Source organism: Halorussus marinus (assembly GCF_004765795.1).
GTDB lineage: Archaea > Halobacteriota > Halobacteria > Halobacteriales > Haladaptataceae > Halorussus > Halorussus marinus.
Map to the genome: position 1 here is coordinate 183058 of NZ_SBIV01000006.1, position 22326 is coordinate 205383.

The 22326-nt window shown below is 70.7% G+C and carries 22 protein-coding genes; 7 read left to right on the top strand and 15 right to left on the bottom strand.

All coding sequences use genetic code 11. From position 1 onward, the window contains the following. Nucleotide 1 precedes the first annotated feature (1 nt). On the top strand, nucleotides 2–559 hold the full coding sequence (locus tag EPY72_RS13310; RefSeq protein ID WP_135806725.1) for a metal-dependent hydrolase: 558 nt from the start codon (nucleotides 2–4) through the stop codon (nucleotides 557–559). 52 nt (nucleotides 560–611) lie between these two features. Next, the gene (locus EPY72_RS13315; protein ID WP_135806726.1) at nucleotides 612–1268 is read left to right on the top strand and encodes an MFS transporter; all 657 of its coding nucleotides are present in this window, start codon (nucleotides 612–614) and stop codon (nucleotides 1266–1268) included. Between the two features lie 24 nt (nucleotides 1269–1292). Here EPY72_RS13315 and cofG read toward each other — a convergent pair whose 3' ends face one another. The 5 genes from cofG to EPY72_RS13340 form a co-directional block, all read right to left on the bottom strand. After that, entirely contained in the window at nucleotides 1293–2402 is a 1110-nt protein-coding gene (gene cofG, locus EPY72_RS13320; RefSeq protein ID WP_135806727.1) for a 7,8-didemethyl-8-hydroxy-5-deazariboflavin synthase subunit CofG, read from the bottom strand. A 36-nt stretch (nucleotides 2403–2438) separates the two neighbouring features. Further along, the gene (gene cofC, locus EPY72_RS13325; RefSeq protein ID WP_135806728.1) at nucleotides 2439–3086 is read right to left on the bottom strand and encodes a 2-phospho-L-lactate guanylyltransferase; all 648 of its coding nucleotides are present in this window, start codon (nucleotides 3084–3086) and stop codon (nucleotides 2439–2441) included. Nucleotides 3087–3167: 81 nt separating this feature from the next. Next, nucleotides 3168–3959: a hypothetical protein gene (locus EPY72_RS13330; protein ID WP_135806729.1), complete on the bottom strand. Its 792-nt coding sequence runs from the start codon at nucleotides 3957–3959 to the stop codon at nucleotides 3168–3170. Continuing rightward, nucleotides 3937–5115: a tubulin/FtsZ family protein gene (locus EPY72_RS13335; RefSeq protein ID WP_134671405.1), complete on the bottom strand. Its 1179-nt coding sequence runs from the start codon at nucleotides 5113–5115 to the stop codon at nucleotides 3937–3939. Before EPY72_RS13335 ends, EPY72_RS13330 begins: the two co-directional genes overlap by 23 nt. A 225-nt stretch (nucleotides 5116–5340) precedes the next feature. Further along, complete coding sequence (locus tag EPY72_RS13340; RefSeq protein WP_135806730.1) at nucleotides 5341–6222, bottom strand: complex I NDUFA9 subunit family protein; 882 nt, start codon at nucleotides 6220–6222, stop codon at nucleotides 5341–5343. 115 nt (nucleotides 6223–6337) lie between these two features. Between EPY72_RS13340 and tmk the strand changes: the two genes are divergently transcribed. Both tmk and EPY72_RS13350 read left to right on the top strand, forming a co-directional pair. After that, the gene (gene tmk / locus EPY72_RS13345) at nucleotides 6338–6940 is read left to right on the top strand and encodes a dTMP kinase (protein ID WP_135806731.1); all 603 of its coding nucleotides are present in this window, start codon (nucleotides 6338–6340) and stop codon (nucleotides 6938–6940) included. Between the two features lie 31 nt (nucleotides 6941–6971). Next, a complete protein-coding gene (locus EPY72_RS13350; RefSeq protein ID WP_135806732.1) occupies nucleotides 6972–7382 on the top strand; it encodes a hypothetical protein in 411 nt (136 codons plus the stop codon). Between the two features lie 13 nt (nucleotides 7383–7395). Here EPY72_RS13350 and EPY72_RS13355 read toward each other — a convergent pair whose 3' ends face one another. From EPY72_RS13355 to EPY72_RS13370, 4 genes are all read right to left on the bottom strand, one after another. After that, nucleotides 7396–7719, bottom strand: coding sequence for a DUF7991 family protein (locus tag EPY72_RS13355; protein WP_134671409.1), 324 nt, complete (start codon nucleotides 7717–7719; stop codon nucleotides 7396–7398). A gap of 54 nt (nucleotides 7720–7773) precedes the next feature. Further along, on the bottom strand, nucleotides 7774–8907 hold the full coding sequence (locus EPY72_RS13360; RefSeq protein ID WP_135806733.1) for an NAD(P)/FAD-dependent oxidoreductase: 1134 nt from the start codon (nucleotides 8905–8907) through the stop codon (nucleotides 7774–7776). A 68-nt stretch (nucleotides 8908–8975) separates the two neighbouring features. Continuing rightward, nucleotides 8976–10196 (bottom strand): TrkA C-terminal domain-containing protein, encoded by a 1221-nt coding sequence (locus tag EPY72_RS13365; protein ID WP_135806734.1) that lies wholly within the window; start codon nucleotides 10194–10196, stop codon nucleotides 8976–8978. Continuing rightward, complete coding sequence (locus tag EPY72_RS13370) at nucleotides 10193–11455, bottom strand: DUF8167 domain-containing protein (protein ID WP_135806735.1); 1263 nt, start codon at nucleotides 11453–11455, stop codon at nucleotides 10193–10195. The genes EPY72_RS13365 and EPY72_RS13370 overlap by 4 nt, the downstream gene beginning before the upstream one ends. A 73-nt stretch (nucleotides 11456–11528) precedes the next feature. On the opposite strand from EPY72_RS13370, the gene EPY72_RS13375 reads away from it, so the two are divergent. Beyond that, entirely contained in the window at nucleotides 11529–12686 is a 1158-nt protein-coding gene (locus tag EPY72_RS13375; RefSeq protein ID WP_134671413.1) for an NAD-binding protein, read from the top strand. Between the two features lies 1 nt (nucleotide 12687). On the opposite strand, the gene EPY72_RS13380 is transcribed toward EPY72_RS13375, so the two are convergent. From EPY72_RS13380 to EPY72_RS13400, 5 genes are all read right to left on the bottom strand, one after another. Beyond that, nucleotides 12688–14121 (bottom strand): universal stress protein, encoded by a 1434-nt coding sequence (locus EPY72_RS13380; protein ID WP_134671414.1) that lies wholly within the window; start codon nucleotides 14119–14121, stop codon nucleotides 12688–12690. A 45-nt stretch (nucleotides 14122–14166) separates the two neighbouring features. Continuing rightward, a complete protein-coding gene (locus tag EPY72_RS13385; RefSeq protein ID WP_135806736.1) occupies nucleotides 14167–14898 on the bottom strand; it encodes a guanosine phosphorylase in 732 nt (243 codons plus the stop codon). Nucleotides 14899–14948: 50 nt separating this feature from the next. Beyond that, a complete protein-coding gene (locus EPY72_RS13390) occupies nucleotides 14949–15857 on the bottom strand; it encodes an ATP-dependent ribose-1-phosphate kinase (RefSeq protein WP_134671416.1) in 909 nt (302 codons plus the stop codon). Nucleotides 15858–15971: 114 nt separating this feature from the next. Beyond that, nucleotides 15972–16781, bottom strand: coding sequence for a DUF63 family protein (locus EPY72_RS13395; RefSeq protein ID WP_134671417.1), 810 nt, complete (start codon nucleotides 16779–16781; stop codon nucleotides 15972–15974). Nucleotides 16782–17378: 597 nt separating this feature from the next. Next, nucleotides 17379–19361 carry a sensor histidine kinase gene (locus EPY72_RS13400; RefSeq protein WP_244605576.1) on the bottom strand — a complete coding sequence of 661 codons (1983 nt, stop codon included), beginning with the start codon at nucleotides 19359–19361 and terminating at the stop codon, nucleotides 17379–17381. Nucleotides 19362–19506: 145 nt separating this feature from the next. Here EPY72_RS13400 and EPY72_RS13405 point away from each other — a divergent pair, with 145 nt between their 5' ends. Together EPY72_RS13405 and EPY72_RS13410 are read left to right on the top strand one after the other, a co-directional pair. Then, nucleotides 19507–20466, top strand: a complete 960-nt coding sequence (locus EPY72_RS13405; RefSeq protein ID WP_134671419.1) for a ribose 1,5-bisphosphate isomerase — start codon at nucleotides 19507–19509, stop codon at nucleotides 20464–20466. Between the two features lie 36 nt (nucleotides 20467–20502). Continuing rightward, nucleotides 20503–20910, top strand: coding sequence for a DUF7975 family protein (locus EPY72_RS13410; protein ID WP_135806737.1), 408 nt, complete (start codon nucleotides 20503–20505; stop codon nucleotides 20908–20910). 39 nt (nucleotides 20911–20949) lie between these two features. Here the strand turns inward: EPY72_RS13410 and trkA are convergent, their stop codons facing one another. Further along, nucleotides 20950–22287 (bottom strand): Trk system potassium transporter TrkA, encoded by a 1338-nt coding sequence (gene trkA, locus EPY72_RS13415; RefSeq protein ID WP_135806738.1) that lies wholly within the window; start codon nucleotides 22285–22287, stop codon nucleotides 20950–20952. Between the last annotated feature and the right edge of the window lie 39 nt (nucleotides 22288–22326).

The following is a 22326-nucleotide window of genomic DNA, read 5'->3' on the forward strand; positions in this document are numbered from 1 at the left end:
CATGATGAACACGACCCACGCCGCGATGGGCGTGACCCTCGCCGCACCGCTGACCGCCCTCGCGCCCGAGTTCGCCCCGATCGGCGCGCTGGCGGGCTTTCTCGGCGGCGCGTTCCCGGACCTCGATCTCCTGTCGGGCCAGCACCGCCAGACGCTCCACTTCCCGGCGTACTACTCGGCGGCGGCGATCGCCGCGGTGACGGCGGCGCTGTTGGCGCCCGGTCTCGGGACGGTCGGCGTCGCGCTGTTTTTCGTCTCGGCGGCGGTCCACTGCATCTCCGACGCGGCGGGCGGCGGACTCGAACTCCGACCGTGGAAGGCGACCGACGACCGAGGGGTGTACGTCCACCCCGCGGGCCACTGGGTTCGGGCGCGGCGCTGGATCCGCTACGACGGCGCACCCGAAGACCTCCTGCTCGCGAGCGCGTTCTCGCTTCCGGGGCTGGTGCTTTTCGACGGCGTCGTCCGCCAGTTGACGATCGGCGCGCTCGCGGTGTCGGTGGTGTACGTCGCGGTCCGCAAGCGTCTCCCCGACTTAGAGACCCGCTATCTCCGGTGACGCGCCCCCCGATCCCGCGAAGTTTTGCCCCCGGGGCTCGTACCGTCGGTCGATGGCAGACGGACTCGTCGACGCCCTCCGCGACCGGATCGGGTTCCGCTCGGCGCTCGTCGGCGTCGGCGTTCTCGTGGTGCTCCGGACGGTCCTCGACGTCTCGATCGCACAGTTGGCGACCACGGCCGCGACCGGGGCGATTCTCGCGCTCTCGAAGGTGGTCGAGGACGCCTACGACCTCCGATCGAGCGTTCGGGGGCTCGGCCTCGGCGTCGCGGCGATCGTCTACGGCGGCGCGCTCCTCGCGTTCGACGACGGCGACGCGTGGCTGTCCGTGGTGTTCCTGCTGGCGGGGACGTGGCTGGTCGCGGACGCGATCCAGACGCTCCGCCACGACGGTCTCGTCGAGCCCGAGACGCCCCGCGACGGCACCGAGGTGTACCGGACGTACGTGACGCGTCGGGTTCACGAGACGCTCGACGAGCGCCCGCGGACCCGACGCGAACTGTCGGAGGCCCTCGACGCCGACGAGCGCGACATCGACCGGGCGCTCGACGCACTCGGCGAGCGGGGCGTCCTCGAACGCACCGGTAGCGAGCTACGAATCGTCTCCACAGATCCCACGACGTTCGAAACCGCCCGCGACGGGGTCCGGTCGGGCGTCGACCGACTGGCGCGACCGATCGCGCTGGAACTGGAGACCGACGAGGAGTGAGCCGGCGGGGCCGTGCCCGCGCGATCAGCCCCCGAGGACGGCCCGGTAGCGCTCGCCGGCGGGGGTCTCGGCCTCGATCGCTCGTCGGATTCGCTCGGGCACCCACTCCTCGCCGCCGTCCCCGCCGAGCGACTCCGGGAGGTACCGCCGGTAGACGGGGAGGCGCTCGCGCAGGAGCACGCCCGCCTCGTCGGCGATGGCTTCGAGTTCCCGGAGGGCGGGCCACTCGTAGTCGGGGTTGATGTGGTCGTCGGTGATCGGCGAGACCCCGCCCAGATCGTCGACGCCGCAGTCGAGCAGTTCGCGGGTCGGCGAGAGGTTCGGCGGCACCTGCACCGAGACCTCCGCCGGGAGGCAGTGGCGGGCCATCGCAACCGTCCGTCGCATCGTCTCGACCGACGGCCGCTCGAAGGTCGACCGCTCGTTGGGGACGACGTTCTGGACGATGACCTCCTGTACGTGGCCGTACCGCTCGTGGAGGTCGCGGATCGCGAGCAGGCTCTCGGCCCGGTCGCGCCACGCCTCGCCGATGCCGACGAGCAGTCCCGTCGTGAACGGGACGCCGAGTTCGCCCGCCGTCCGGAGCGTGTCGAGGCGCTGGCCCGGCGACTTCCTGCGGGGGCCGGCGTGGGCGTCTACGTCCGCGGTCGTCTCCAGCATCACCCCCATCGAGGCGTTGACGTCCGCGACGGCCGCCATCTGCTCGCGGGTCTGGTCGCCGGGGTTGCTGTGGGGCAACAGCCCCACGTCGAGCGCGATCTCACAGACCTCCCGGAGGTAGGTGTGGATCGAGTCGTGGCCCCACTCCTCGAGCTGGCCGTGGATCCGGTCGTAGCGGTCGTCGGGGTCGTCGCCGAACGTGAAAAGCGCCTCGGTACAGCCCGCGTCCGCGCCGGTTTCGAGGATCTCTCGGACCTCCTCGGGCGACAGTAGCGAGGCCTCGCCCGGCGGATCGAAGTACGTGCAGTAGGTGCAGGTGTACCGGCAGGCCGTCGTCAGCGGGACGAAGACGTTCTTCGCGAACGTGAGTTCGTCGGCCGGTTCGACGTCTTCGGGGCCGACCTCGAGCAGTTCGGCCACCGTCGGTTCGTCGAACGCGAGGTCGATGTCGTACTCGTCGGCCCCGGGAATCATCGTCCCGTCGTTGCGCGCCGGCCCGGAAAACGGTTGCTACTCCCGGACGACGCCGACCCGGCTCTCGTCGCCCGCGAGTTCGAACCCCGCGGCGTCGAGCCACTCGTACGACCGCCTCTCCGTCGGAGCCCCGTCGGCGTTCGGCGGCTCGCTCGCGCCGTGGATCAGCACCTCCGCAAGGTCCTCGCGCTCGTCGACGTCGGTCGCGAGCCGGTGGGAGTCCACGACGTCTACGCTCGCCCCGACCTCGCGTGCGATCCGGCGGTGATCGAGATACGACGTGCCGTGGTAGTCGACCCTGAACCCGGGGTGGCGGGCCACCAGCGCGTTCGTGCCGCCGCCGCGTCCGGGGACGAGCGCGACCCCCGCGTCGGCCTCGAACAGGTCGGCCAGCGCCTCGGGCGTCGCCAGCGCGAGGTCGGCCATGACGACCGCGACCGCGCCGTCGGTCCCGGCCAGCGCGGCGTTGACCGCCGGGGTGAGCGGCCGCTCGTCGACCGTGACCGGCGCGTCGACGTCGACCGGCGCGGTCGCGAGCACCTCGGGCTCGCGGCCCGCCCCGCGGACCGCCGCCAGCACGTCTTCGAGCATCGCCGCCGCGAACGACGCCCGCTCGGCCGGCGAGAGGACGCCCTCCAGACGGGTCTTTGGCTCGCGGGCGGCGTACGGCACCACGACTCTCATGCGTTCGGACTGCGTCGGCCGTCGCTTAAGAGACTACGGAAACGGATCGGAGAGCGGGTCGGAAAACGAAGCTCGCGTCGGTCAGCCCAGTTTGTCGTAGCTGTCCTGCTGGGAGCGGTACCACAGCGCGCCGCCGATGATCGCGACCAGCACGACGAGGCCGATCCCGCCGTACAGCAGCATCTGGGTCTGTTGGTTCGACTCGGCCGCGGAGTTTGCGGTCTCCTCGGCGTCGCCCGCGAGGTCGGTCGCCAGTTCGAAGTTCTCGCCGTCGAACGCCGAGACCGCGCTGTCGAACTGGTCTCGGGCCTCCGAGACGTCGGCGCCCGAGTCCTCGGCGTCCGCGATCGCGGCGTCGGCGTCGTCGAGCGCCGAGCGGGCCTCGTCGCTTTCGGTCGTGTACGGCCGGAACTGCCAGCTCTCGATCGCCTGCGAGGCGCCGCCGTCGCGGGCCTGGTCCAGCTCCGCGAGCAGGGCCTGCTGTGGCGGGGCGTAGCTGAAGTTACCCGGGTTGGCGACGGTTCCCTCGACGGTGACCTCGACTTCGTTGGCGTTCGAGTCGGTCGACAGCGAGTGGTTGAACGACTGACCGTCGTAGGACTCCTGTCCGACCTTGTCGTCGGCCTGATCATAGAGTTTGACCGTCCAGGTCACGCCTTCGAGTTCGGTCGCGCCGTTGAGCGTCCACTCCTCGTACTCGCTGAACGGCTGTTCGAGCGTGAAGGTCGCGGTCACGTCCTCGCCGACCTCCGCCTCGCTCGGGGCGTCGCTGGACGCGACCGACACGACGGCCGCGGCCGGCGCGACTGCCGAGACGACCAGCGTGGTCGCCAGCAGGAGCGTCAGGAGCTTAGAAGAGTGGTTCGAGTTCATCATCATCGTCCTCGACGAGTTCTTCGAGGTTCTCTTCGCTCTCCTGGCGGATGTCGTCGATGTTGTCTTGGGCCTCGATGGCGACCTCCTGAAGCTCCTTGATGCGCGGGACGTTGTTCACGCCCGACAGGAGGATGACGCTCGCGACGTAGTCGGAATCGGCGACCGGGTAGTCGCCACCCCGAACCTCCATCGACCCGGTCTGGTCCTCGAGCCACTTCCGCCCGCGCTCTATGCCTTTCCGATTGAGGTGCTGGGGCGGACCGCTCATCACGAGCAGGGCGCGCTCGGTGCCCTCGATCTCGCATGGGAGGGTGAGTCGGCCGAGCGCGGCCTTCCGGACGAGGCTGGTGATCCGGTTGGTGGTGTTTGCGGTGTCGGTCGGCTCCTCGTCGCCGCCGGTGAACCGCGACAGCAGGCCGCTGCCCGAACTGTTGGTCTCGACTTCCTCGGCGGCGTAGCCGATGGTCGAGACGCCGCCGCCGGCCAGCGTGTTGATGATCTCGCTGGAGTCGACGACGCTCTCGGCGACTTCGTCGTTGCCGCCGATTTCGCCCGCCCCGAACAGGATGCCGAACCGCCGGACGATCTCCTCGTTGATCTCTGCGTAGCCGCTCTCGATGGACTCGCCCGACTGGCGCCACGCGTCGTTGTCGAACACCATCAGGTTGTCCACTTCGCGGACGAACGTCTGGAACGACCGGGCGGCGTTCAGCGTGTAGATGCCCCCCTCGTCGCTGCCGGGCAGGATGCCCAGCCCGTACACCGGTTCGGTGTAGATGCGCTTGAGGTGCTTGGCCAGCACCGGGGCACCCCCGGAACCGGTCCCCCCGCCCATCCCTGCGATAATGAGGAACGCGTCGACTTCGTGGACAGGGATGTTGTCGACCGCACCCTGCACTTCGTCGATGTCCTCCTCGGCGATTTCCGCGCCGAGTTCGTTGTCAGCGCCGACGCCGTGACCCTTGACGCGGGACTGGCCGATCAGGACGCGGTTGTCCTGTGGCACGTTATCGAGTCCCATCAGGTCGGCCTTCGCGGAGTTGACCGCGACGGCCGACCTGACGATGTCACTTCCGGTTCGCTGGTCGTGCTCCAGGAACCTGTCGACTATTTTCCCACCTGCCTGCCCGAAACCAATCATTGCGAGCTTCATTTTCCGTACCGTGCTCCGTTGGGAGAAACACAGCGTTGATGGGCGGATAAGTTTTTTGGTCCGACTCCCGGCGCGCCGAAACGGCGTATTACGAAAAATCGCAAGACGGTAATCGGTCGTTACGCGGAATTTCCGTTCGATACCATCTTGTGGACATGTCCTTTTAACTTTATCGGAAATAAGACCTATTGTCGGCGACAAAAGTCCGACGCGCGTCTGACGCCCCTATTCGACACCGAGATACGACGCCAGCGTCGTCAGCTCCGACTCCTCGACGCCGAACGACCCGATATCGTTGTCCGCGACGGTGTTGTCGAAGTTAAGCGACCGATACTGGTCGCGGCCGAACGGGACGACCGGCACCGGCTCGGCCGCGGTCATGCCGACCTTCGCCAACGCCATCGGGATCGAGAGCACCGTCACCGACTTGCCCTCCGCGCGGTAGACGAGTCGGGTCACGTCCGCGAGCGTCAACACCTCGGGCCCGCCGAGTTCGTAGGTCTCGCCGTCGCGGTCCTCGTCGACGCACTCGGCGAGCATCGGCGCGAGGTCGCCGACCCAGATCGGCTGGAAGCGAGTGCGACCGCCGCCCGGAAGGGCGGTGACGTACGGCGTCGTCAACTGCTTGGTGAAGCTCACGAACTCCCCGCCCTCGCCGAAGACTACGGACGGCCGGACGATGGTGTACGCGAGGTCCGAGTCCTCGACGACCTGCTCGGCCTGTCCTTTCGTGCGGATGTACTCGGTCGGTCCCGAGGGGTCCGCGCCGAGCGCGCTCATCTGGACGATCTTTCGGACGTCGTGGCTCTCGGCGGCCTCGACCACGTTCTGGGTCCCGCCGAGGTGGACGTCCGTGTGGGAGGTGGCGCCGGTCGGCTTGAACAGCGGCGAGAGCGCCACCAGATTCACCACCGCGTCCTGTCCCTCGAAGGCGGCCTCGATGGAGTCGTAGGCGGTCACGTCGCCCCGAACGCGCTCGACGTCCGACGGGAGGTCCGCCCCGTCGGGATCGCGTGCGAGGACCGTCACGTCGTGGTCGCGGTCGAGCAGTTCCTCAACGAGGGCCGTGCCGATGAACCCGGTTCCTCCGGCAACGAGAATGTTCATACCCGAGATAGGTATCCCCGGAAAGTAAATGTACGGGCCACGGCCGCGTTCGCGTTCGGGCGCCGACCCGTCCCGACTCGCAGGTCTTTATACCGAGCCGCGACCACAACCGCGTATGCTCATCACGCTGGAGGGGCTCGACGGGAGCGGCAAGACGACGGTGTGGGAGGTCCTGCGCGAGGAGTTTCCGGAGTTCGTCTACACCCGCGAACCGACCGACACCTGGTACGGCGAGGCGGTCGACCGGTCGGTCGCCGCCGACGACGCCGACCCCGTGGCCGAGCTGTTCCTCTACACCGCCGACCACGCCGCCCACCTCTCGGAGACGGTCCGGCCCGCGCTCGCCGACGGCGAGGTCGTCGTCTCCGATCGGTACTCCGACTCGCGGTACGCCTATCAGGCCGTCAGCATCGAGGGCGAAGTCCGCCGTCCGCTGGAGTACATCCGGGGCGTACACAAGCCGTGGACCCGACCGCCCGACGCCACCATCTACCTCGACGTCGACCCCGAGACGGGCGCGGCCCGGAGCGGCGCGACGAACAAGTTCGAGCAGGCGGCGTTCCTGAGCCGAGTGCAGGACAACTACGAGCGGCTCATCGACGCCGAGCCCGATCGGTTCGTCAGGGTCGACGCGACGCGGCCGCCCGAGGACGTGCTCGACGGCGTCGTCGACGTGATCGAACGCCTCCGCGAGGAGGCGGCGACCGGCGACGAGTAGCTCTTTTGGGCTCGGGGCCGTACCGACCGGCATGGCCGACGAGGACGCCGGCCGACCCCGCGAGGACGACGAGGGGCTCAGCCTCTCGCTCCCGCCGATCTCGCTCCCGGCGGTCCGGCTCCCCGACCGGATCCGGCTCGTCTTCCCGGTGCCGGACCCGCCCGAGCCGATCGCGCGGCCCCGGCGCGTGCGGACCTCGTGGGTGTTCGTCGCCGTCGCGCTCGCGGACGCGCTAGACGCCGCGGCGGTGCTGGTCGGCGGTCCGACGGCGCTCCCGTGGGTGCGGGCGACGGCCGGAACGGTGCTGTCGATCCTGTTCGCTGGCTTGCCGGGCCTGCTCTACTCGTGGGAGCTGTTCGCGGCGCTCGGCGGCCGCGGCTGTCTGTCGGTCGCGCCGACCGCGACGCTGTTGGTGGTCGCGGGGCTGTTCGTCGGCGACTGAGCCGCCCGCCGACTCACCCCGCCTTCTCGGGCATCTCGATCTCGTCGGGCGACGGGAGCCAGAACACGTCAAGCGACACCGCCAGCGTGAACGGCAACACCCACACGAGGATGAGCGCGGTGGCGCGGTCGCCGACGCCGCCCCCGCCGAAGCCGACGAACCCCGACAGCAGGATCGTCGTCACGAAGTAGATCAGGGGGACGAACAGCGCGGTGTACAGCGCCGCGCCCCAGGTGGTCGCGAGCCGCAGGCGGAAAAACCGGATCGCGACCGCCGCGACGACGGTGTTGACGCCGATGATGAGCAGGAATCCGATCGCGGTCGCGGCCGATGACATCTCTGGGCGGAGCTTGGGACCGCGCGCTCTTGTGCGTACCGGATGGCGACGGGCTCAGAACCGGTCGATCCCGAACGCAGAGACGTCGGTGGCGGGCTCGTCGCCGACCGCCGCCTGCGCGACGAGCTTCCCGCTGTAGGGGCCCAGCTGGAGTCCGGTCGCGCCGTGGCCGGTCGCGAGGTACGCGCCCTCGACGTCGGGGACCGCGCCCAGAACCGGGAGCCGGTCGGCCGAGACCGGCCGGAGGCCGACCCGGATCTCGTCGAGCGCGGCGTTGGCCAGCTCCGGCGCCACCCGGAGACACTCCTCGAGGACCTCCCGGACCCCGCCCGCGGTCCGCCGGGGTGCGAACCCGGAGTCGCTCTCGCGGGTCGCGCCCGCGACGACCCGTTCGTCCCCCCACGGTACCACGTAGTGGCCCCGGAACGGACTCACGATCGGCCAGTCGGCCGTCTCGCGGTCGCCGGCGTCGAGGTGAGCGATCTGCCCGCGGTGGGGTTCGACCGGAATCTCGACCCCGAGCTGGTCGCCGAACGCGCTCGACCACGCGCCGCCCGCGACGACGACGCGCTCGGCGTCGAGCCGGCCGTCGGCGGTGTCGAGACCGGCCACCGAGTCCTCGTCGAGCCGGATCCGTCGGGCGTCTGTGTGCTCGATCGCGAGCCCGTGGTTCTCGCCGGCCTGCCGGAGCGCCCGCGTCAGGAGCCGACCGTCCACCCGTCCGGCGTTCTCGTAGTGGGCCGCGCGTCGGACCGAGTCGGCAAGCGGCGGGAACCGCTCGCGCGCCTCCTCGACGGGGATCTCGGCGAACGCGTCGGGATCGGGTCGACCCAGCTCCGCCTGCCGGCGCTCGATCCGGTCCAGCCCCGCCTCGAAGTCCTCGACCTCGGCGTCGGTCGCCGCGACGCTGAGCAGTCCGGGCCGGGCGTAGCCGGGGTCGCCGTCCTGTTCGGCTTCGAGCGCGTCGACGAGTTCGGGGTAGTAGTCGACCGCCTCCACAGCGAACTCGAACCACGCGTCGTCGGCGGTGCGACTGCTGGTCGCGGGCGAGAGGATGCCCGCGCCCGCGGCGGTGGCCCGCCCGTCGTCCTCCCGATCAACGAGGACCGCGTCGACGCCGTCGCGCGCCAGATGGTAAGCGACCGACGAGCCGACGATGCCCCCGCCGACGACTGCGACTTCGTACATGTGTCGGTCTGTCGTTGGTCGGGACGGCCCTAAGAGGTGGGGTTCGCGGCGATCCGGACGCGTCCGCGTCAGGTCGATCGGGGGCCCGTCCCGCCGGCGCTCGCGCCCGTCGTCGACTCCCCGGCGGCTCCGGCCGCGGTCTCGACGGTTCGGAGCCGATCGGGGCGAGCGAGGACGTAGAGCACGTCGCCCGCCCCGAGGAGTCGGTCGCCGGTCGGGAGGGTCTCGACGCTCCCCTCGCGTTCGACCGCGACGACGCTCGCGTCCAGCGCCGACACCGGCGTCCCGTCGAGCGGGCTCCCGGCCGCGACCGTGACCGCGCCGACCGTCTCGTCTGCGGCTCTGAGCCGCGCGCCGAACTCCCGGTCGGCCTGCGGTTCGGTCGGGAGCGTCGCGAGCCGGTACTCGGCGTCCGGGTCGAGGTCGGCGGCGTTATCGGCGCCGACCGCGAGGGTCGCCACGTCGCCGACCGCCGCCCGGAGTTCGGCGGTGGCGATCCGCTCGGGGCCACTCGCGGCGGCGCCCGCGTCGGTCGCTTCGCCCGCCTCCCGGGTGCGCCACACCTGTACGAGGTCGCCGGGGCTCGCGCCGAACGACGGGTCGGCCCGGACCGCCACCGCCACCGTCCCGGCGGGGAGCGTCGGCCCGACGCCCGCGACTCGGCCCCCGAGCGCGAGGTACGACACCGAGCCCGTCTCGTCGACGTCGGCGTCGACGCGCCCCACGCCGTAGTCGTCCCGGAGCCGATCGGCGAGGCGCTCGCTGAGCTGGGCGACGGTCAGCCCCCGGGGAAACCGGAGCGTCTTGCCCGCGAGCGCCGCCTTGGTCTCGGCGGCGACCGGCTCGTAGCCGTCGATGTCGTCGACAGTCTCGGGGAGTTCGACCGTCGTGAACCGCCCGACGGTCCTGACCAGCCGGCTCACCTCGCCGTCGAGCGCGCTCGCGCCCGAGAGGGCGGCCGCGTCGACGGCGAGCCGTCCGCCGACTCGCGCACCCGCGACCGCCGCCACGCTCCCGAGGCAGAACGCCGCGACGTTGACGAACGCGACCGCCGGCGAGGGGATCGGGTCGCCGCTCCCGAGGTACTGCTGGAGCGCGGTCGCGGTGTTGAGCCACAGCCCGACGGTCCCCAGTCCCACGAGCACCGCCAGCCCCGCGGGCATCCGCTGGCGGGCGTACGACTCGTAGAGGAAATCGACGATCGCGGCGACCGCGCCCGCGAGCAACGCGAGTCCGAACACGCGGACCGCCGACCCCGCGAGGTCGGCGAGCGCGACGAGGAGGCTCACGCGACCACCGCCTCGAACCGGTCGAGCGCGCCCGGCGACCCGACCGCGTACAGTTGGTCGCCCGCGTCGAGGCCGGTCGTCCCCCGCGGCGCGAACGTCCACGAGTCGCCGCGCCGGATCGCCAGCACCGCGACCTCGTGGGGCGGCTCTTCCGTCTCCTCGGGGGCCGTCTCGCCCGCCCCGCCGAACCCGGCCGCCGGACGCATGCCGTCGAGCGATCCCGGGCGCCCGACCCGGACCTCGCGGAGCCGCTTGCCGTCGCGTCTGAGGAGCGCGAGGAGTTCGAACTCGCCGCGAGTCCCCCGGGCGTGGACCCGGACCGCCGCCCGGTCGGCGGCCAGCAGGGCGGGGGCGTCCCGGGCCGGCACGCCGAGGGTGATCCGCCCGTCGCCGCCCGTCGTTCGGGGCGCGGCCCCCGCGGTCGGGAGCGGGCGGTCCGCGCTCCCCTCGGCGTCGTCGGCGTCGGCGGGCGCGGCGCTCGCGGGCGGCGACCCGTCGGCGTCGGTCCGGGCGCTCAGGACGGTCCCGGTCACCGCCTCGTCGCCGGTCGCGACCGTCGCCTCGTCGCCGCGTGCGACCCCGGTCGGGACGAGGGCCTCGACCGACACCGCGCGCTCGCCGGTCGGCACGCGCCGCGAGAGCGCGCCCACCGGGGGCGCGGCGCTGATCGTCGCCCGCCCGCGGTCGTCGATCGAGGCGGCGACCGCCGCCAGATCGTGGTCGGTCCGGAGGCGCTCTTCGAGCCGGGTTTCGAGCTCCGACAGCGGGAGGTCTGCCGGAAAGGTCCACTCGCCGTCCCGGATCGTCGCCCGGAGCGCGTCGGGGAGCGGCGGGTACCCCTCGACGTCGCCCACGTCGCCGGTCGTCCGGACCCGGACCTGACCGAACTGGCCGACGCGCTCGATCGCGTCGGCCGACAGCCCCCGGTCGCGTAGCGTCCGGAGCGTGATCCGGTGGGGGAACTCCGCGCCCATCCGGTCGCCCTGCGCGTGGGCGTACAGCGTCACCATCATCACGACCAGCGCCGAGACGAGCGCGGTCGGCGAGCCGAGGATCTGGGCGTCGAGCAGGCCGAGCAGGCCGCCCTGCACGCCGGCGATCGCGACCCCGAGGACGAGCACACCGAACCCGGGGATCGTGACGCCGGTGACGTACTTGAACGTGAATCCGAGCGTCCACGCGACCAGCGCGGGGACGACCGCGGTGAGCGCCCCGAGATAGAGCCCGAGAAGCGCCTGCACGGGAAGCGAAGCGTCCATTTGTTGCCAGCAGGCACACCGGGCCTAAATCAGTACCGACACTTTATCTACCGCGCCGGGAACACTGGGGTGTATGGAGACCGGCTGGCGCGACTGGGTCGGCGTCCGCGTCGCGGTCGCGCTCACGTTCGCGGTGGCGGTGCTGTCGATAGCCACGGGCGTCTCCAGCATCGGGTTCACCTCGTCGGTCGGCCTGTTCGGCGGGACCGTGCCGGTCTGGGTTCGGCAGGCCGCGGGGTTTACCGGCACCGTCACCGGCTTTCTGATGCTCGCCAGCGCGTTCGGGATGCGACGGGGGCTCAGGGCGGCGTGGTACTCGGCGCTCGTGTTCTTCCCGCTGACCGCGATTCAGGGTCTGTTCCAGTCGAGCCCCTACTCGGTCCCGCTGGTGGTCGCGTCGGCGGCGGCGTTCCCGACCGTGGCGCTCGGCCACCGCCACTTCGACCGCCAGACGGATTTCAGCCTCTCCCAGCTCGCGGCGCTGACCGCGCTCGTCGGCGTGCTGGCCTACGGCACCGTCGGGACGTACGCGCTCGCCGACGAGTTCGCCGGCGTCGAGACCGCCCTCGACGCGTTCTACTACACGCTGGTCACCGCGAGCACGGTCGGCTACGGCGACGCCACCCCGACGACCCAGACCGCCCGCCTGTTCGCCTCGTCGGTCGTCGTGCTCGGCACCGCGAGCTTCGCGGTCGCGCTGGCGACCCTGCTCGGACCCGCGATCGAGGCCCGAATCACCCACGCACTCGGAAAAATGACCGAAACACAGCTCGAACTCCTCGAGGACCACGTCGTCGTCCTCGGCTACGGCGAACTCACCGAACCGATCCTCTCCGAACTCGACGGCAAGAGCGACTTCGTCGTCGTCACTCCCGACTCCCAGCGAGCCGGGGAACTCTCGGACCGCGGGATGAAGGTACTGACCGCCGACCCGAGCGACCAGGAACCGCTCGAGCGGGTCGGCATCGACCGCGCCCGGGCGGTTGTCGCGGCCACCAACAACGACGCCGAGGACGCGCTGGCGGTGCTGACCGCCCGCCAGCTCAACCCCGATATCCGCATCGTCGCGGCCGCGACCGAGCGCGAGAACGTCGACAAGCTCAAGCGCGCCGGCGCCGACACCGTGATCAGCCCGGCGACCATCGGCGGCCACCTCCTCGTCCGGTCGGCGCTCGGGAGCGACGGCATGGAGGACATCGCCGACAGGCTCACCGGCCACTCCTCGAAGTGAGTCAGCGACCGCCCCGGTGGACGATCGCCACGTCGCACTCAAGATCGTGCAACCGCTCGAAGGTCGGCGGCGAGACGAACCGCGAGGCGGTCGAGCGGTCGGTGCTGGCGCCCATCACCACGAGGTCGTAGTGGGCGTCGTTGGCCGACAGAAACGACTCGATCGACGACCGCGACACTCTGGTCTCGAACGACCCCTCGAACGTCTCGACGAGGTTCGCGAGCGTCCGCTCGGTCGACCGGCGCTGGCGCTCGGAGTCGATGCAGGTACAGACGCTCACGCCGCCCGTCCGTCCGGCGAGCCGCCGCCCGAAGTCGATCATCGCGTGGGCGGTGTCGCCCGCCCGACGGATCGGCACCAGCACGCGCTTCCAGCGTTCGCGGACCGTCGACCCCGGTGCCGACCGGAAGGCGACGGTGTCGATATCGCCCCCGAACAGCCCGGCGACGAACGGCGACAGCCCGCCGCGCTCCTCCTCGTAGGGCGCGACGATCAGGTCGCAGTTGGTCTCGCGGGCCGCCTTCAACACCGTCGCCGCCGGATCGGGGCCGTCGCCGACGACCGCGACCTCGCAGGGGACGCCGACCCGCGTCTCGATGCGGTCGGCCTCGCCCTCCAGTCGCTGTGCGGACTCGCCGGCGGCGCGTTCGGTCGACTCCTCGTCGGGCGCCCCGTCGGTCACGAAGTCGAGCAACACGACCTTCCCGGCGTCGTGGGCCGCCGCGAGCCGCGCCCCGAAGGTGGCGGCGGCCTGCGGGTGTTCGCCCCGCATCGGCACCAGAACGTGGTCGTCGCCTTTCGTCGACTGGTAGAGAAACCGGGAGCGTCGCTCGTAGAACTGCCGGCGCCAGACCCCGAACGCGGCGGCGACGATGGTGCTCGCGACGAACACCGAGCCGGCGTACTGGACGAAAAACGCCCGAAGACCAGCCGTGTCACCGAACGCCGGGGCCACCAGCGCCAACAGCGCGGTCGAGAACGCCGACGGCTCCTCGAAGTCGAGCGCCCACGTCGCCCCGCCGGTCAGGAAGATGGCGAGGGCGGCCGCCGCCGGCGAGACGAGCAGGCCCGTCCCGCTCGCGGGACTCCGGAGCCCGGTCACGGCGGCGACCCAGACCGCCGCGGTCCCGCAGACCGCCCCGGTGGTGAGCCCGCCCACGAACTTCGCGGGCGACGCGTACTCGCCTTCGGGGTCGGCGAACAGGGTGAACGTGCCCGAGGCCAGCGGCGGAAAGAGAACGAACGGGAGCACGTCCACGGCGTTCGAGACCGCGGTGACCCCCGCGATGAGCAACGGGACCAAGAGCAACACCGAGAGGTGGATGAGGTTTGCGGTGTGCTCGATCCACCGCTGGAACGCCGCGACCTCGCGGCGCTCGATCCGGCGGAGCCGCCGTAAGACGGCGTGGTATCGCTCGCGGAGCCCGTCCGACATTGTCGAAGCGTCTGGCGTCGGGCCCCAAATGTCTGTCCCTCGACCCTACGCCGCGAGGTCGACCACGGCGTCGAGCGTGATGCGGATGGCGCGCTCGACGTTGTTCTTGGCCTTCTCGGGGAGTTCCTCGTCGTCGGTCTCGCCCTTCTGGGTGCCCTCGACGAGGTTGCCGTCGACGGTGCAGATCGCGCCGGCCTGCATCTCCTTGCGGCGCGCGAGCGAGAACACCGCGGCGGCCTCCATCTCGACCGAGAGGATGTTGGCGGCCTCCCAGTCCTCGACGTACGCGTCGGTCTCGGCGTAGAAGGCGTCGTCGCTCGCGATCGGGCCGACGTGGACGTCCTCGCCGTTGTCCTCGGCGGAGTCGACCAGCGCCGACAGCACGTCGTAGTCCGGCACCGCGGGGTACTCGACGGCCTCGTAGCGCTCGCTGGTGCCCTCGTTTTTGGCCGCGCCGGTCGCGACGATCATGTCGCCGATCTCGATGCCTTCCTGGAGCGCGCCGGTCGTGCCGACCCGGATCACGGTCTCGACGCCGACGGCGTGGAGTTCCTCGACCGCGATGGCCGCCGACGGACAGCCGATCCCGGTCGAGCAGATCGTGAGGTCGGTGCCCTCGTAGGTGGCGTTGACGATCTTGTACTCGCGGTTCTGAGCGACGACCGTCGAGTCCTCACACAGCCCCGCGATGCGGTCGACCCGGCCGGGGTCGCCCGGGATGAGCGCGATGTCGTTCACGTCGCCGTCCTCGACGAGGAGGTGCGGTTGTTTCGCCATGCCCGTGGGTTCTCGCGACCGGGAGAAAAAGCGTGCGGGTTCGCCGGCGCTCAGAACTGCCCGTCGAGGAACGCCTCGACGTCCTCGAACGACGGCGCGGTCCGGGCGCCCTCCGCGGACGCGGCCAGCGCGCCGCAGGCGTTCGCGAACTCCAGGGCGCGCTCGTAGTCGGCGTCGGGGCCGAGCGGGTCGCCGGCCCGGAGCAACACCGCGAGGAAGCCGGCGGCGAACGCGTCGCCCGCGCCGGTGGTGTCGACGACCTCCGCGTCGAAGCCGGGGTGGCTGAACGAGCCCTCTGGCGTGTCGACCTCCGCGCCCGCCTCGCCGTGTTTGATCACGACGACCCGACCGTGAAGCTCCGAGGAGGGGTGTTCGAGGTCCCGGTCGAGCAGGGTCTCGGCCTCCCGGTCGTTGAGAAAGACGACGTCGGCGTGGGCCAGCGCGGTCCGGAAGTCCCGCTCGGCGAGTCGCCGACCGGGGTCGAAGCTCACCGTCACGCCCGCCTCGGTGGCGACGCGGGCGAGTTCGGCGGCGGTCTCGGGGCGCTGGCTCGTCAGGTGGAGGTGGCGGGCCTGTCCGACGGTCGCCGGATCGACGTCGTCGGGACCGACCGCCTCGTTGGCGCCCTCGTTACCGAGCACCATCACCTCGCCGTCGGCGTCGACGATGAGGTACTTCGTTGTGGTCTCTGCGTCCGGGACTTCGAGCAGTCGCGAGCAGTCGACCCCCGCCTCCCGGAGTTCCCGGCGGGCGAGCAGGCCGGTCTCGTCGTCGCCGACGCTCCCGACGATGCCGGCGTCGTACGACAGCCCGGAGAGCGCGACCGCGACGTTGGCGGCGCTACCGCCGCCCGAGCGCCGCTGGGCGTCGATGCGGGCCTCGCCGTCGGGAGCCGGCAGGGCGTCGACCCGGAGGGTCACGTCCCAGTTGACGTGGCCGGCGGTGATCACTTCGACCATGACTGGCGACCGTGGCGTCGATTTGCGGGCGACATACCGCCACGGTACGAACCCGCCGGTCAAAACGCTGGCGGGTCCGGGGGTCGACTCCCGAGGCCCCGGATACGCGGCGGCTCAGCCCGCGACGACGAACAGCAGGAGGTTGTGTGCGCCCGGGCCCAGCCCGACCGCGCCGACCGCGCCCAAAAGCAGGTAGCCCTCGCGGGGGTCCTCGCGGACGAGCTCCGCGAACAGCACCACGACCGCCTCCGCGATGACGAGCTTGACCAGCACGAACAGCCAGCCGACGCCGATCACGTCGGCGGTCGGGAGCCCGGCGGCGGCGTCGAGGACGATCTGGGACACCGGGGTGCGCTCGCCGAACCCGAGCACGTCGACCCCGACCGCCGTCGAGACCGCGTCGAGCGCGTGGCCGAACAGCGCCAGCACGCCGGCGGCCCCGGTCGCGGCCGCCGCGTCCGGATACGTCCGCCGGGTCCCGATCCAGAGCGCGACCGTCACGCCGACCGCGACCGCCAGCGCGACCGCCGGCCAGAACACCGCGAGCTCGCCCGCTCGGATGCCGCGGGCGAGCGCGTACCCGACGACGACGAGCGCGACCGCGGTCCCGGTCGCGGCCAGCGCACGCTCGGCGCTCACGGGCGTCGACGGGGCCGCGAGCCACACCGCGCCGGCGACCGCGAAGGTCGTCAGATACACCGCGGGCGTCCCGAGCAGGGGCCGGACGGCGCCGGGGACCCACTCGACCACGTAGAGGACGTGGAGGGCGGACCCGACCGCGACCCACGGTGCGAGCGCCACCACGGTCCGGTCGGTGACCGACGGGCCCGTCCGGTAGAGCGCCCCGGCGACCAGCGTCACCGCCGCGACCAGCCCGAGGAGGTACGGGACCGGCGGGAGCGCAAAGCCCTCTGGGAGTACCATGCCCGAAACGGCGGAGCGCGGCGCCGAAAGGCTTGCGATCCGCGGGAGACTGCGTCCCGTCCCACGATAGAGCGGGCCCGTAGCGACGTCCGTTTCGGCCGTAGTTCGATCCTCCGAACCGACTCCGTCCGATCTGGCCGAGTTCTCCGTCGCCCCTCGACCGTTTGGGATGTGCTCGGCATCGCAGTTCGCCGCCAACGGCCGATTCCGTATATCGGAAACGGGTTTATTCAGCTCCCGGTCTCTCGGTTTTCGAGCGACGACGATCCGGTCGCTCTCGACTCTCGGCGCGCGGGAAAGCGTCGATCCGACACCACACCCACCGGTCCACAGCGTGTCCCGTTCGCGCCGTGCGAACGCCGGTCCCCGGATCGCGTCGGAGTCGTCTGCAGGCGTAGCGGGTCGGCGCGCGTCGGCCGACCGACCCGTCGCGAGGGAAGAGCCCGACCGGTCGTGCGTAAACCGCATCGGACGATAGAAAGTAGCCGCGTCGGAGGGTGAGACAGTTCAGGTCCGGAAGAACTCGGCATCGGGAATCGCCGCCCAGTCTCGACCCGACCGTCGCAGGGACCGATCGCGAGCCGGCGGGTCCGGAGCCTACACCTGCGCGATCGGCTTCTCGACCGGCGTCTCGTAACACTCGATCTCGAACCGCGCGCCGCCCTCCTCGCCCTCGGTGAGCGAGATCTCCCACCCGTGGGCCTGCACGATGTCCCTGACGATGGCGAGGCCGAACCCCGTCCCGTCCCGGTTCGTGGTGTAGCCCTGCTCGAACACCTCCTCGCGGTCGTCCGCCGGAATCCCGCCGCCGGTGTCCTCGACGTAGAACCCCGACCGGTCAGACAGGCTTCCGACCCTGACGGTCAGCTCGGTCGCGTCGTTGTGTTCGACGCTGTTTCGAAACAGGTTCTCGAACGCGCTGAGCAGTCGATTGCGGTCGCTTTCGGGGCAGAGCGCCGTGTCGACCTCGAGCGTCGCTCCGTCGGTGTCGACGCTCCCCCACGCCTCGCGGGCGACGGTTTCGAGGTCGACCTCCTCGGTCTCCGTGACGGTCTCGCCCGACCGGGCCAGCGTGAGCGAGTCGGTGATGATGGCTTCCATCCGGTCGAGTTGGCGCCTGACGTTGTCGATCGACTCCTCGTGCTCGGCGTCGACGTTGGCCTCGAGGAGGTCTGCCCGACCGATCGCGACGTTCAGCGGGTTCCGGAGGTCGTGGGCGACGATGCTCGCGAACTGATCGAGACGTTCGTTCTGGCGCTCTAACTCCCGCTTGCGTCGGCGCTTCTCGGTCACGTCCCGCGCGTTCAGCACGATGCCCTCGACGAAGGGATCGTCGAGCAGGTTCGTCGCCCGAGCCTCGATGAAGTGCCAGTCGCCGGCCGCGTCGTCGACTCTCGCGACGTACGTGTCGGTGTAGCCGTACTCGGTGCCGTACTCCGAGAGGTCCGCGAGCAGTTCCGATCGATCGTCGGGGTGGACGCGGTCGACGACCCTCTCGCCGACCAGTTCGGTCGGTTCGCACCCGAGCACCCGCTCGACCGACTCGCTGGCGAACGTGACGGTGCCGGCCTCGTCGAGGACGACCACCATGTCCGAGGACCGTTCGATGAGCCGCTGGAACCGCTCTTCGGCGATGCGGCGTTCGGTCACGTCGCGGTAGATGAGCAGGTACCCCATCACCGACCCCGTCCGGTCGGTCAGGGTCGTCCGATTGATGTCGAAGTACCGCGGGCCGTCCTCGGATTCGACGACCACGTCGGCCTCGGAGCTTTCGCCGCCGCTCTCCAGTGCGTCGTCGGAGGGGACGATCTCGTCGGCGGGCCGGCCGAGCGGTTGTTCGACTCCGTCGAGGAGTTCGGCGCCCGCGGCGTTCACGTCGACGACCTGATCGCCGAGGTCGACCACGAAGATCGGGTCGGACATCTCCTCGACGAGCGTGTGTCTCGCGATGGGAACCAGATCGAGGAGGCCAAAGCGGAACAGCGCGACGGCGAAGACACCGCCGGTAATCGTGAACGCGAACGAAGTCGGATCCAGCGTCGCCACCGGATTCCCCCGAGACAGCAGTATCGCGCTGGCCGCCAACGGGATGACGCCGCCGAGCAACATCAGCCCGACCTGCACCCGGTAGCGGCCGCTCCTCCGGATACCGACGAGCGCGATCAGGACGTACGTCGCCAGTATCAGCGCGTACTGGTAGACGAAGTTCAGCCAGACCACGGGCCCGTCGACTCGGTCGACGCTCGCGATCGGCGGACCGGGACTGAACTCGACGACGTTCCACAGCAGGTCGTGCATCGGTGCGGTCCCGACCAGGACGAGGACGAAAATGGGCCAAGCGACCAACAGCGCCCAGTGTCGCCGACCGAGCAACGACTCCCGCCCGCTGTAGGTCAGCCCGAACCAGAGCTGGGTCGGCCCGAGCCCGAGGATGCCGACGTACTTGACGAAGGTGCCCACCCGAAAGGTCGCGAGGGTCGTGCTTCCGGTTCGAATCGCGTTTCCGAAGGCGTACAGCGAGACGCAGATCATGATCGCGACGAACGGAACCGCGCCCCGGACCCCGGACCCCGGACCCACGAGGTCGGTTCGGGTCGAGGTCGTCTCCGCCTCGGTCTCGACGATCCGGTCTGCCGTCGGGTCGCTCGGACGTTATTTCGGGGCGAGCGCTGACGCCTCGCCGACCACCCCGCCGCTTTTGGGTCCCGGCCGCGTACCGACGCGCATGAGCGAGCACTTCGAGATCCATCCGACGGTCGAGGCGGTCGCCGAGGACATCGCCTCGATGGAGATCCGGGGCGCGGCGACGATCGCGGACGCGGCGGCCGACGCGCTCGCGGTTCAGGCCGCCGAGAGCGACGCCGACTCGCCCGACCGGTTCCGGGCGGAACTCCGGGCCGCGAGCCGTCGACTGGTCGAGACCCGGCCCACCGCGGTCAGCCTCCCGAACGCGATTCGGTACGTCCTCCGAGGGATGGAGGGGTCCGACGTGGCGCGACTGCGCGCGAGCGTCACCGACAGCGCCGCGGAGTTCCGGTCCGAACTCGATCAGGCCCAGGAGAACCTCGGGCGGATCGGCGCGAACCGGCTCCGGGACGGCGACACCGTGATGACCCACTGTCACTCGACCGACGCCCTCTCGTGTGTCGAGGCCGCCCTCGATCAGGGCAAGGAGATCGAGGCCATCGTCAAGGAGACCCGCCCGCGAAAGCAGGGCCACATCACCGCCCGGTGGCTCCGCGAGATGGACGTGCCGGTCACGCTCGTCGTCGACAACGCCGCCCGCCGGTACCTCGACGACACCGACCACGTCCTGGTCGGAGCCGACTCCATCGCGGCCGACGGCTCGGTGATCAACAAGATCGGCACCTCGGGGCTGGCGGTCAACGCCCGCGAGCGCGGCGTCCCAGTCATGGTCGCCGCCCAGACGCTCAAATTCCACCCCGACACGATGACGGGCCACACCGTCGAGATCGAGATGCGCGACGAGCGCGAGGTGCTGGGCGCCGAGGCGGCCGAGGAGATCGGCGACCTCACCGTCGAGAATCCCGCTTTCGACGTGACCCCGCCCCGGTACGTCGACGCCATCGTGACCGAGCGGGGCCAGTTCCCGCCCGAGAGCGTCGTGACGCTGATGCGCGAGCTGTTCGGCGACCAGCACGGCGGCGAGCCCTGGGAGGAGTAGCCGAGTCTTTTTGGGCCGGCGCGCGTACCACCGGCCATGACCCGATTCGACGCCGCGACCCCCGAGGAGCGCCGCAAGCTGTTCGTAGCGGCCATCGATGCCCACCGCGAGCGCGCGAGCCCGTACGCGACCTTCGAGGCCCACGAGGACGTCCGAGCCGACGACGAAGACGCCGACGACCGGCTCCCGCCGTGGGTCCAGTTCGGCGACGGCACCCTCAATCTCGACTGCACCGACAAGGAACTCGACGCCCTGAAATCCCTGCTCGGGGAGTTTCCGGCGTTCAAGATCGACGACCTCGCCCGCCCCGAGGAGGCCGAGGGCGTCAACGTCCGGGTGTCTGCGCTGGCCGACCCCAACCGGGTCGCCCAGTGTATCGACGCGGTCTTCCGGGACGTCTACGGCCAGCCCGAGGAGTTCCGGGCGTGGGTCGCGGCGGTGTGAGCGGGGCGTCGACCGCCCGAGGCCTCCGATCGCCGGCGCTCAGAGCTTCGCGGTCACGTCGTCGAGTACGCCCGTCTCGACGAACGCCACGACGTGGTCGCCGGGCTCGACCACGGTGTCGCCCCGGGGGACGACGTACTCGTGGTCGCGGGTGATCGCCCCGACGACGAACCCGGCCGGGAGGTCGCCGACCGCCTCTCGGATCGGTCGGCCGACGAGCACGCTCTCGTCGTCGACTTCGATCTCGATGACCTCCGCCCGGTCGTTCTCGATGAGCGAGACGTTTTCGGTGCGGGTCTCGCGGGTGAATCGGGTGATCTCCTCGGCGGTGACCTCGCGGGGGTTTACCGCCACGTCGACGCCGACCGTCTCGAAGACGTCGACGTACTCGCCGTTCTCGACCACCGCGACGGTGCGGCTCGCGCCGAGTTGCTTGGCGAGGATCGACACCAGCAGGTTCTTCTCGTCGCTCTCTAAGGCCGCGACGACCGCGTCGGCCTCGTCGACGTGCTCGCGGGTGAGGAAGTCGGCGTCGGTCGCGTCGTTCTCCATCACGACCGAGTTCGGGAGGTCTTCGGCGAGCGCGCGTGCGCGGTCGTGATCGCGCTCGATGAGCCGGGGGTTGAGTCCCCGCTCTTCGAGGAGTCGGGCGGTGTGAAAGCCGATGTTGCTCCCGCCGATTATCACGAGGTCCTCGGTACCCGAGGGGGTCTCGCCCGGCGCGACCTCGACCGCGAACCCTTGGACGCTCTCGGGGCTCCCGATGACGACCGCCTTGTCGCCGGCTCGGATGACGGTGTCCCCGCGCGGGATCTCGACGTCGCCGTTCCGGATGAGGGCCGCGAACGTCAGCGAGTCGAACCGGTCGGCCTCCTGGACCGTCTGGTCGACCACCGGGCTGTCGTCGGCGATCTCGAACTCGGCCATCTGGACCGCCCCGCCGGCGAAGGGGTCGACGTCGCGGGCCGCGGGTAGGCCGATCACCCGGACGATGTCCTCGGCGGTCAGCAGGTTCGTACACACCATGAAGTCGACCCCGAACGCGCGCTCGGTCTGGCGCCACGTCTCGAGGTAGTCGGTGCTCTTGACCCGCGCGATGGTGAACGGGTCGTCGATGGTCTTTGCCGTGCCGCAGGTCACTAAGTTCGTCTCGTCGTCGTCGGCGCTGGCGATGATCATGTCGGCCTCCGCGATGCCGGCCTCTTCGAGCGTCGCCAGCGACGTGCCGTCGCCCTGAATCGCGAGCACGTCGTGTGAATACGTCAGTGCGTCGACGCGCTCGCCGTCGATGTCTATGACGACGACCTCGTGGCTGGTCGCGAGGCTCGCGGCGATCGAGGAGCCGACCTCGCCCGCCCCGACGATGATAATACGCATTAGTAACCCTCCCTCGTCATTACGAACAGCGTAGCCAGT